Below are 11231 nucleotides of genomic sequence, written 5' to 3'. Positions count from 1 at the left end.
TTTTGGGTGTTGTTTATAATTATACCACTCCGACTCATCAGGTAGCATAGTTAAAAAAATAAACCCATTCGGGTTTATTTGGCATGCGTACTTTTAAAACATCTGTAAAAGGTAATGAAAAACTACTTGGAAACCTTAACTTTTATATAAAAATGAATCTTAAGTTGATGGATGTGGGGTCCCGACACATGCCTATCATGCCAATCTAATCATGTATCCCCCATACGAGAAATACGCTGTTCTTTTCATAGAATCATTGAAAAGGATGGCATGTTTTATGAATACTTCACTCTCAGAAGAATTGCGCCTCTTCACTTAGGAATTACAATGTCATTTATCTCCTGAAATCCTTCATAGACTCGCATGAAGCCATACAGCAGGATGTCGAACAATTGATAAGAATACTCCTTCTCCTGTACACGCTTCTGAGGATAATGTGCACATAGCAACAGATACCTTGCTTTATCGTATTCTTCAAGCAGATTCTCTAAGAATAAATAGTTATCATCATCAGGGTATTAAGAATATACCGGAACAGCTACTGCCTGCGGCAACTGCTGAAGATGGTTTGATAGAAGCAGTTGTCATGCCAAATAAAAAGTTTATCTTGGCGGTTCGATGGCATCCAGAATTCAACTACAAGTTTGATGATAATAACTTTAAATTATTTTTAGAATTTGTAAGAGCCTGTAAGAGTAACAGTTAATCCTGTACCAATTCCAGGCCACATTAAGTAGTATTGTTTTAAATGACAAGGATAAAAAGAAAAAAACAATGTAAAGTGGACTAGGAATAAATCTACGTCCATTCCTAGTCCACTAGCAGTATTATAAGTATTGTTTTCGGATATTTATCTATCCTACCCATTGTTTTACTACTGGAATTCGTTTAATTACTAGCCAATCTAAAACAAGAACAAACAATAAAGAAGCTCCGACAAGTGGAAAGATAATCGCTAAGATAATAATTAAGACTGTTACACCCTTTAATAATCTAAAGTTTTTAGGTAAAGAAGGGGCTCCTAATGTACTAGATGGTTTGCGTTTCCACCACATTAATACGCCTGTTACGGAGATGCCAATTAAGCCAAGACAAATAATTAAATCCAGCAACTGATTGGCTAAACCGAAATAATGTCCCTCATGTAATGCTACCCCAATCGAAATCACTTTTGCCAACATACCATAATCTGCAAAACGGAGATCCGCCAATACCTTCCCGCTATATTGATCAATGTGTAAAGTAGCTTGTTTTTCCGGTTTATCGGGAGAAACTGATACCGTGTACACTCCTTTCTCCTCTTGTGGAAAGGTAATAGCATATCCTTTCGCTACTTTATTTTCATTTGCTATTTTCATAACTTGTGTAACCGATAAAGGAGAGACTGCTGCTTGGTTTGACTCCGGGACAGGAAGATTCTCAGCAGCCCAAGGAACTGTCGCAACTTCCTTAGATGGCACCATAGATTTTGGTACATTTCCATCCCATAGTCCTGTTGGGTATCCTGTTTGTGTCATGGTTGCCACACGATTGATTAGGTCCCCCCACAGCCCGGACCACGGAAGGCCTGTTAATATGAAAATAGAGACAAATAATGAGAACCAAAAGGCAGGAACTGCATGAAGATCCCTCAATATGATCCGTTTTCCTTTTGTAAACCTCGGGATAAGCGTACCGAATATATTTCGCTTATTACGCGGCCACCAGAGATATAGCCCTGTAATAAGTAAAATCAGTGCCCAGCAAGCTGCCATTTCTACAATGCGGTCCCCTATTGTGCCAATCATAAGCTCACCGTGCAAGCTTTTCACTTCACTCATAAACCTTTCATCAGCTTTTAAATCACCAAGTATGTTTCCGTTATATGGGTTAACAAATACTGTTGTGATACCATCTGTGCCAGCGAGCCCAATTTCAGCAGAACGATCTGTTTCAAAGGCTGGTTTATATTGCATTATATAAGTGTTAGGATACATTTCCTTGACGGTCTCTATTTGCTGTTCTGCAGTTAATTTTTCTTTGCCTGCTTTTACATAGTAATAATCCTCATATATTACATTTTCAATTTGGGGCTTGAATAAATAAATAATACCGGTAATGGCTAGTAAAATAATAAATGGCGCGAAGATAATTCCTGCATAAAAGTGCCAGCGCCAAACAGCACGGTAGAGCGAGTTTACACCTGATACCTCCTGTTTAAGGGCAGGCTCTTTTACATAATCTTGCATCTCTTGCTGCAAACCCATACTCATTTCCCTCCACTTCACATATCCTCATGTTTGGCTCTAGCACACCCCCCGAGTCTCTAAACGATTCGAGGGGCACACTATTCTTACTGAATTAATTTAACCCTTTCCACCTGATGTTCCATAACTATTTCTAGGTAGTCTTTCCCCCACTGGTACATAGCTTCGAGGATTGGAATTAAACTCTCTCCTTGTTCGGTTAGCGAATACTCTACCTTAGGTGGTACAACAGGATACACTTTACGATGGACAATGAAATCCTCTTCTAGCTCTCGTAGCTGATTTGCCAGCATTCTCGGAGTTATCCCCGGCAGCAAAGACCTCAGTTCTCCAAAGCGCTTTGTTCCCTCTTTACCTAAGTACCATAAAATAGGTATCTTCCACTTCCCTCCAATAACGGAAAGAGTTAGTTCTTTTTCACAGTTAAAGGTTTTATTACAAACATGTCCCATTTCTCTCATCTCCATATTTAATTCATCCTATTTCAATTTTTTCTCATTACTTCATCCTGTATTAGCGAAAAGGAGAATCCTTCAAAGCCTGCTAAACCTTTATTCTGAAGAATTAGGAAGTGCTTTAACTGGACTTCGAGACTTCTGTATTTACATCTACCGATTGAATTGTATTGTAGGCAGACTCCTCATGAAAACTGAGGTCTAGACCCATCAATTCTTCATCCCTACTTACACGTAATGGCAGAAACAAGCTAATTACTTTTAAAATAATGAACGTCCCTACAATTGCTAAGAGAATAGCTGTACCTACACCCACCAATTGATGTAAAAGCTGCTCAGGATTACCATACAGCAAGCCGTTATTTCCAGCTGGATTTACATCTTTTGTTGCAAAAATACCGGTAGCGATAGCTCCCCAGATCCCCCCAATCCCATGAACTCCGAAGGCATCTAATGTATCATCATATTTAAAGCGAGCCTTAACAAAATATATTGCAAAATAACAAACAGGGGCGGAAATAACTCCTATAATTAAAGCTGAAGGTACTGTTACAAATCCTGCCGCAGGAGTAATACCGACGAGACCAGCTATCGCCCCTGTTGCTGCCCCAACCAATGTTGGTCGTTTTCGTAATTTCCATTCAATTAAGAGCCAGCCTAAACCACCCGCAGTTGCAGCTACATGTGTAGTAGCAAAGGCAAGTGCTGTTACACCATTAGAGGTAAGGGCACTACCAGCATTAAAGCCGAACCAGCCAAACCAAAGGGTAGCCGCACCAATTAGGAAAAGAACAATGTTGTGGGGTGCATGGTCTTTCTTTAAATGTTCAAATCTTGGTCCAATCACGATAGTGGCTGTGATAGCACTAACACCTGACAGAATATGAACTACGGTCCCACCAGCAAAATCTAGTTCGCCCATTTTAAACAGCCAACCGCCACCCCATACCCAGTGAGCCATTGGTGCATAAACAAGCGTTACCCATAAAGCTGAAAAAATCATCCATGCCGCAAAGGAAATACGTCCGGCAATGCCCCCAGAAATAATCGCAACTGTAATAGCTGCAAATGCACATTGGAATATCGCAAAGGTATAGTGTGGAATTGTCAGCGTACCAAAAGCAGCTTCATCTCCTACATTTTTAAACCCTAAATAATCTAATCCTCCGATCATTCCGCCGATATCTGTACCAAAAGTAAGGCTGTATCCCCACAATACCCAAACAACAGAAACAACTAAAAGACTAGCCAAACTATGCATCATGGTGGAAACAACATTTCTCTCACTGACAAGCCCTCCGTAAAAAAGGGCCAGACCTGGTACATGCATAAAGATTACAATGGCCGTGGCAATTAACATCCATGCTGTATCCCCAGTATCTATCCTAGACGGCTCGGCTCCTGCTGCGAATGCGTTTGATGGAAAAATGATAAAAAGGGCTATTACTGAAAGTAATATATATCTTCTTTCAAACAAAAAATTCATATTGAAACCTCCCCGTATAAAAATAGGTTATTTTATGCTTCTGTTATTAAAAAATGGCAGAAGGGATAAAAACTTTGTCATTATCTATTACTCACTTCCCATATGATGGTGGGCATGAGGATCTATATCTTGTTTAGTATCAGTGTGATTCTGATCTAAGAAGGTTGCGACTGCAATAAGGAGAAATGGTATTACTAGCTTTAAAACGAAGAAGTAAGGCTGGCTTCTATTTAAGATTGGGGGATCTGCCTTTGCTGCTGCTTCCTTCCCAATGAACGTTAGAATAGAAGAAACACTAAAAAGGTAGATAACATCCATAGAGATCATTACAAGTGTAGTATGATTGGATGGCAGCATCTCTCCCAACATAGCCCCCATCATACTGCCCATTAGACTAGCAGCCAATGCTTCTATCATGGCCAAGGATCCGAACGGCTGACTGATGAACCAAGCAGCAAGCAAGCTGATCAGAACAGACAAAAGGGTAGAAACCGCCAGCTGCCCTTGAAGGGGAATAGCTATAATAAGACCAACTGCTAAACTGCTGATCATCCCTACTGCCATTGAAATACTCTTTCCCGTCATTGAATTCAAGAATTGCTTACTTACATAAATTCTCCGTCTATAATAGATGGTATAAAATAAGATAATACATGCACTAATCGTTAATAGCATATTTCACCTCTGGACATTTGATTTGGTTTCCTTTATGAAAAAGGAGTTGGCGAAGGAAAATCCAACTCCTTTTTCATAAAATTAATGTTGACAAGAAGATCCAGCTTTTGTGTGACATGATTTCGGTGTAGGACGCGGTAAATCAATTGCTGGGTTACGATCAAAGAATCCAACCGGTTTTAGCTGGAAGTTGATATACGCAGTTGGCATCACTGGCCAATCCTCCGGACGAGTAATATGGTGGTGACCCATTGTATACCAGACTACAATATCTTCGTTCTCAATATTACGGTTAGCCTGCGCATATTTCGTTAGTCCATCGCCGCCTTTATGCTGATTTGGATATTTTCCGGAAGCGTATAGTTCATCACTATCAAACTTTGTCACATGTAAATGGTTTTTGATGAAGCCAGCTCGTTTAATTAAACTTGAATCATCATAGGCAAAAGGAAGACAGTTTTCACCCGGCATAATTTTGTATCCTACAGGTTGTCCAACAGCATTCAGAGAATTCGGATTCACAATTTTCCATGTACGTTGAGAAGCCATGTCCATAATACGCTGCGCTTCTTGCTCTGTTTTAAATGTTGTCGTTTCAATATGGAAGGCATTATTAAACGGATTATGTGGTCCTCTCTTTTCTGGCACCGTATTTACTTCTACTACAGAGTTATTCATTCCATCCAAATGCGTATCAAGACGGAAGTTAAAGAAATGCTGGTGGAAAGGTGCATTCAACTGTGGTGCAATCATTGTTCCATATTTTGGTTTTTCTCCTTCATCAAGTGCACCCGTATTTAACATCCCTGTTAGCTTCACTTCCATTTCCATCGTGCCATCTTGATAGAAGGACCAGAAGAAGCCGTAATCATAGTTCGCGACAGTAGCAAAGAACGAAATGACGAGACGGCGAGAACGGCGGACTTCTACTTGTTCTGTTCTCCAGTCTGTATGCTTCCAGGCAATTCCGTAATCTTCCTCATGTAAACAAATTGCATTTGGAATGGTTTTTATATTTCCGCGACTATCCGTCATAACCGCATCAAAATAACGAATTTCACCTAGACAGTCGCAACCGAGTGTTAAGGAATTAGCTAATTGACCCATTCCATACTCTCCAGCATCAAATGCATTTTGGCGGTTGTGCATATCGCTTGCTTCTCCATAAGGAACAACCATTTCTGCTAGCGAAGCACGGTACAGAATCGGACGAATTTTCCCTTTATCCTCGTAACCGACTGTATGAAGAACAAGCCCTTCTCTTGGCGTAAAGCTAAAACGGAAATCCCATTTTTGCCAGCGGATATGATGACCGTTCACCTCAAAGCTAGGGCCTTCCGGTTGAATAATCTCCAATGGCTTTAAATCCTTCCGTAATTCAATAGATTGAGAGGTTTCTGGTGTATAATCTCCATCTAAAGGAGGAATCGGCTTCACAGCATAATCCTCTATTCGCATAACTTCCATCTTATTTAAATCTACTACAGCAATTAAACCTGTCAGTGGATAAGCATATCCATTGTCATTTGGAGATTTTCTAACCCAAGCTAATGCGCGTGCTACCCTTCTTCCTTCATCTTCCTCTATGTTAAAGTAGCCAGCTGACCAAGGATCAATCATCACCAACTCAGGATCTGTCACGCCGCGTTTTAATAAGGCAGCTTGGTACTCAGGATTATTTTTCACAACTCGTTCACATTCCTCAAACTCATCCAGCATAAAACCTGGCTGCACGTTTGGAATATGTTCCCATGAGACGACCTCTTCATTTGTAATCGAAACAACAGCTTCATACGTTTTTTCTGTAGCATTATCTAAGATAATAATGAAGGCTTCGCGGTTAATAGCATCTCCTTCCTGATAATTTAAGACAACTTCCTTTACAGGCTCCTGTAATACCACCTGTGCAAATCTAGCCGAGCTACTTAGATTCTGTTTTTCTCGTAAAATCGTAACTGCTTTGGTAATTTCTTCAGCTGTTAAAGGCTCTAAAGGATGTACAGCTTTTTTTATTTTAATTTCTTGTATTTTCATAAAATAATCCTCTCCTTAAATGTAAACTCGTTCTTTAATTGATTTCTTAAAGAAAACTCGCCGATTGGCGGGCCCTGTCCTTGGACGAAGACAGAGGTGTAGTTGCACTTACACTGTATTCCTAAAATTTCCGGCTACGTCAAATTCACTTCTAGTTGGAAATTTATACTTTCCTACAGTGCAAAAATTTACAAAACAAATTATCTGTAAATTTATTCAACTTTATTTATACTAATTCATCTCTCCTTCTTTTCTTGTTGTTTTGTCTCCTTAAGAATAATCGTTTTTTGGAGTGTTTTATTGTAAAAAACGAAACTACGTAAATTTATATAACTATCCATGTAATAATTTATTACATTATGATAAATCTTTCACAATCTGCCTCTGATGTATGGATTAATCTGTTCTCTTCAGATTAATTTCAACTTCCGAAAGGGTAAATGCAGCTATTTTAAATAGGTTAAACCTAAACATAGGGATGTTAGATTTTTTATCAAAATAATACCCCAGTTGGTATTGGGCGGTTTGTCGAAATCATTTATCGTATATTAATATAAACGGATCAAATTAGACTTAAAGGTTCTGTTGACAATCTATTTCACATGCTTCCTTTAATTTATCATCACCTAAGGTGCCTTTGGATCAGCCCTTTTTTCAGGATTAATGTAAGAAACACAAGTCCTGACCAAAGTTTTCTCTATATTGCTTAGGTGTTAAATTGGCCATTTTTTTAAAGCCCCTAATAAAATGCGCTTGATCATAATACCCATTTTCATAAATAATATCCAACAAGTTAGAGCTATCCGATTGAAGTAATCTTTCTAAGGAGTTTTGAAATCTAACAATTTGGCAGAATTGTTTAGGGGAAAATCCTATATATTCCTCAAATTTTCTACGTATATACTGCTCTGAATATCCAATATGTCCTGATAATTCTTTAATGTTTAACATACCATTAGCTGAATAAATTTTCTGAACAGCATAGTCAACAATCTTTTGATCCTGGCTTACTACAAAATCAGTTCTTTTTATAAAATTTTTAAATAGCTCAATTCTCTCCTGAAAGGACCTCCCGGCCGCTATCTCCTCTATAAAAAAGACATGTGCGGACATCACATCAAGCAGGGGAATCTGTTTATCCAAAAGTTCTCTCATTGAATAGTTTAATTTTATGCTCCCTTGCTCGGGAAAAAATCTTACCCCGAAATACTCACAGTTATTTTGAAAATTTGGTTGCTTGCGTCGTTGGAATGGACTAGTCCAAAGAAAAGCAGAAGGGTTCTTTGGGCTGCAGCAAAACAGTATATCAAAACAACCATCCGGAATAAGCGAAAGCGAAGTAAGTAAATCCTTATTGGTTTTAAATTGATAAAACAATGCAATGTCCTGAGCGAATGAACAATCAGTAGGCTTCAACTCTTGGTAAGATTCGGTACTACTTTGAATTTCAGGTTGAAAGGGAAAGTAATGTTCCCCTTTTAAATTTATAAGATTCGCCATAGTTTATTTCCTCCTGTATTCATAATGATGAAAATTACATCTAATGAAGTATTAATAATTGGAGATTCCATGTTTGTCAGCTTATGTAACATATTCATTAATTATGGATAAGTATATGACAAGTGCATAATATCTGTATGTCGAAGTAAGTTTGAAATTTGTGACAAAAAAGTGTCTAAATTGTGAAAGTTGATTTACTCAGTAGCAGTTTGGGAATGAAAGGACGAAAAACACCCCAATCACTAGACTTTTTTGTCTAACGATTGGGGTGCAATACAGAATTGGAGGTAGAGTCCCCCCCCAAGTTATCCTCTTTTTTACCTTTCTAAAGACCTGATATACTTCGATTAGTCGATTGATTTTCTGTATGATATGCGGGCTCTTCATGAAAACTTACATCCAAGCCAATTAATTCTTCTTCTTTACTTACACGCAACGGAACAAATAAGCCAATCACCTTCAAAATTACAAATGTTCCGATCACAGCTAAGGCTACGGCAGCAGCTACACCCGTAAGCTGGTGAAGAAGCTGCTCAGGATTACCATAAAACAATCCATTATTTCCAGCAGAGTTTACTTCTTTCGTCGCAAAGAGACCTGTAGCGATAGCCCCCCAAATACCGGCCATTCCATGGACACCGAAGGCATCCAATGTGTCATCATACTTTAAGCGAGCCTTTAGGAAATTAATACTGAAATAACAAACCGGAGCAGCCACCAGTCCAATAATTAATGCCGAAAGAATCGTAACATATCCGGCCGCAGGAGTAATGGCAACCAATCCAGCAATGGCACCAGTAGCTGTTCCAATAAGGGTGGGACGTTTTCGTAATTTCCATTCAATTATCAGCCACCCAATCCCGGCTGCCGATCCAGCTGTGTGTGTAGTAGTGAGGGCAAGCGTCGTGATCGCTCCGGAGGCAAGTGCACTACCACCATTAAAACCAAACCACCCGAACCATAAAGTTCCAGCTCCTAGTAAAAATAAAACAATATTATGCGGACGATGCTCATGATATGGGTATCCTTGTCTAGGTCCAATAATTAATGCAGCTACAAGAGCACCTACCCCCGATAAAATATGCACAACTGTTCCACCGGCGAAGTCAAGTTCTCCCATTTGAAACAACCAACCGCCTCCCCATACCCAATGTGCCATTGGAGCATAAACAAGAGTTGGCCATAAAACGGCGAATATTACCCAAGCTGAAAAGGTAATTCGACCAGCAATTCCTCCTGAAATAATCGCTACTGTAATAGCGGCATATACGATTTGCAGCAGAGCGAATAGGTAGTGCGGTATCGTTAAGGTTCCAAGTGCTGCCTCGCCGCCCACTCCTTTAAACCCAAGGTAATCCAATCCCCCTATAAAACCTCCTATATCCGTACCGTAGCTTAGACTATATCCCCAGAGTACCCAGATAACACTAACAATGAGAAGACTGACAAAACTATGCATCATTGTGGACACAACATTTCGCTCACTAACTAATCCACCGTAAAAAAGGGCTAACCCTGGTACATGCATGAATAATACAAGAGCAGTGGCAATAAGGACCCAGGTTGTATCGCCTGTATCAATTTTAGGTGCAGTCTCTGCTGCAAATGCATTTCCCGGAAAAATCATTATAAAAGCTAATGCTGATATGAATACAGCCCTTTTTCCTTTCAGCAAATGAATCATGCAATCCCTCCTTAAGTAAATACCATCGGAACTATAAATGAATTATTCTCCCGCAAAGTTAAACTACATTATTCTCTTTTTAAGGCATTCCTTACATCCACCACCCTATATAGCAAAATGAATTTCTTCTGTTAGATACCTATATAATCATCTATAAAACATATAAAACCAATTTACTTTTCTTAATAATTGGGATTAAATCAAATTTAATGTTACATATTCTTACAGAAATAACTTATTCTCTCTTACCACAGGGAATGGAGTAAGTAAAATAGCCTGCTTTCATTTTATAAAAGCTTTCTTATCTCCTTTTTATCCAGCCTAATTCTTCTGATATTTCTTCGGCTGCCTTTTGCGTAAAACTTATAATGTCTCTTATTCGGCTCCCTGTAAATCTTGTATCTGGAATCATTACACTTATCGACGCAACGACCTTATCCTCCCAAGAAAAAATTGGGGAAGCAACACTCACATTCTTTTCCTTTATTTCCCCAAATGATATGGCCACTCCACATTTCTGAATAATCACTAAATCTTCTTCTAGCTTTTTTAAATCTTTAATTTCCCCTTTTTCCATAAGGCCTTTTAGAATCCGCTGCTTTACTCTCGTATTCATATAAGCTAAAATCACCTTTTTAGAAGCGCCAACACATAAAGGAAATCTCACACCAATTGGAGCAGCATCTTTTAGGGATTGTTGGGAATTAATACAGTCAATAAGTACTCCCTCGTCCCCCTCCGGAACTGTTAGATAAACATTCTCCCTTGTTTTATCCCATAACTTTTTCATAACCGGAAGCGAGCTGTTCCGGACTGGTAAATTATCCCTTATTGAAAATCCTAATTGCAATAACGTCAATCCTAGTCGGAATTTTTTTGTTTCCTTATTTTGAAATACAAATCCATATTCCTCAAGAGATACAAGAAGTCTGTGTACAGTTTGAACAGGGATATTAAGTTTCCGACTAATTTCTGTCGCACTCCACTCTTCCTTTTCTTCATTCGGTTTAATTGCAGTTAATAATGTAATAGATTTTCGAATTACCTCCGACAATTTTCTCTCCCCTTTCTTTTCTTAAAAGGAATTCTACAGCCAAGTTATTTCTGCTAAAAATGCACTACAGACTTTTATTCTTAAGAATAAATAATTT

General features: G+C 38.8%; 9 protein-coding genes. 1 reads left to right on the top strand and 8 read right to left on the bottom strand.

Annotated features, from left to right (window positions below):
* Positions 1-391 precede the first annotated feature (391 nt).
* Entirely contained in the window at positions 392-706 is a 315-nt protein-coding gene (locus tag EP737_RS19715) for a gamma-glutamyl-gamma-aminobutyrate hydrolase family protein (RefSeq protein ID WP_129730162.1), read from the top strand.
* 148 nt (positions 707-854) lie between these two features.
* Here EP737_RS19715 and EP737_RS19710 read toward each other — a convergent pair whose 3' ends face one another.
* The 8 genes from EP737_RS19710 to EP737_RS19675 all read right to left on the bottom strand — a co-directional run bounded on the left by EP737_RS19710 (position 855) and on the right by EP737_RS19675 (position 11134).
* Positions 855-2246: a PepSY-associated TM helix domain-containing protein gene (locus tag EP737_RS19710; protein ID WP_129730160.1), complete on the bottom strand. Its 1392-nt coding sequence runs from the start codon at positions 2244-2246 to the stop codon at positions 855-857.
* An 86-nt stretch (positions 2247-2332) separates the two neighbouring features.
* Positions 2333-2698, bottom strand: coding sequence for a transcriptional activator HxlR (gene hxlR, locus EP737_RS19705; RefSeq protein ID WP_129730166.1), 366 nt, complete (start codon positions 2696-2698; stop codon positions 2333-2335).
* A gap of 124 nt (positions 2699-2822) precedes the next feature.
* Positions 2823-4085: an ammonium transporter gene (locus EP737_RS19700; RefSeq protein ID WP_205650983.1), complete on the bottom strand. Its 1263-nt coding sequence runs from the start codon at positions 4083-4085 to the stop codon at positions 2823-2825.
* 189 nt (positions 4086-4274) lie between these two features.
* A complete protein-coding gene (locus EP737_RS19695; RefSeq protein ID WP_205650981.1) occupies positions 4275-4862 on the bottom strand; it encodes a hypothetical protein in 588 nt (195 codons plus the stop codon).
* A gap of 81 nt (positions 4863-4943) precedes the next feature.
* A complete protein-coding gene (locus EP737_RS19690) occupies positions 4944-6896 on the bottom strand; it encodes a primary-amine oxidase (RefSeq protein WP_129730153.1) in 1953 nt (650 codons plus the stop codon).
* A 660-nt stretch (positions 6897-7556) separates the two neighbouring features.
* Positions 7557-8396: a helix-turn-helix domain-containing protein gene (locus EP737_RS19685; protein WP_129730151.1), complete on the bottom strand. Its 840-nt coding sequence runs from the start codon at positions 8394-8396 to the stop codon at positions 7557-7559.
* A gap of 325 nt (positions 8397-8721) precedes the next feature.
* A complete protein-coding gene (locus tag EP737_RS19680) occupies positions 8722-10023 on the bottom strand; it encodes an ammonium transporter (protein ID WP_425455935.1) in 1302 nt (433 codons plus the stop codon).
* Positions 10024-10381: 358 nt separating this feature from the next.
* Entirely contained in the window at positions 10382-11134 is a 753-nt protein-coding gene (locus EP737_RS19675) for an IclR family transcriptional regulator (protein WP_129730147.1), read from the bottom strand.
* Between the last annotated feature and the right edge of the window lie 97 nt (positions 11135-11231).

This window comes from Ectobacillus funiculus (genome assembly GCF_004138295.1).
Lineage (GTDB): Bacteria > Bacillota > Bacilli > Bacillales > Bacillaceae_G > Ectobacillus > Ectobacillus funiculus.
Note: the sequence above shows the minus strand (reverse complement) of the source record. Positions and strands in the feature narration are given on the sequence as shown.